General features: G+C 46.8%; 1 protein-coding gene. It reads left to right on the forward strand.

The features are described from left to right. Positions 1–680: acyl-CoA dehydrogenase family protein (locus A3756_RS02425; protein WP_197481114.1), on the forward strand; the 680-nt coding region annotated here is incomplete at both ends.

The following is a 680-nucleotide window of genomic DNA, read 5'->3' on the forward strand; positions in this document are numbered from 1 at the left end:
CAAGGTCTACCTGAGTCCATCAACATCGCTTTGAGTGAAATGATTGGTACTGCTAACTGGTCTTGGGGTATGTATCCAGGCCTAAGCCACGGTGCACGTGCGACAATTCAAGAGCATGGTACGCCTGAGCAGCAGGAAACTTATCTAACTAAGCTGATCAGCGGTGAGTGGACGGGTACCATGTGTTTAACAGAGCCTCAGTGTGGTTCTGACCTAGGTATTTTGACTACTAAGGCTGAGCCAAATGCTGATGGTAGCTACAACATCACGGGTACGAAGATCTTCATCTCTGCCGGTGAGCACGATATGGTTGATAACATCGTTCACATTGTTCTAGCACGTCTTCCTGGCGCACCAGAAGGTACTAAGGGTATTTCTCTGTTTATCGTACCTAAGTTGTTGCCAGATGCAGACGGTAATCCAGGCGAGAAAAACAACGTTACCTGTGGTTCTATCGAGCACAAAATGGGTATCCATGGTAACGCAACTTGTGTGATGAACTTTGATGCATCAAAAGGTTGGTTGATTGGCCCAGAAAACAAGGGTCTAAACTGCATGTTCACATTCATGAACGTTGCACGTATCGGTACTTCTATTCAAGGTCTTGCTGCTGCTGAAGGTTCTTTCCAGGGTGCGCTAACTTACGCTAAAGAGCGTCTAGCTATGCGTTCTTTGACTGG

The organism is Oleiphilus sp. HI0086 (assembly GCF_001635225.1).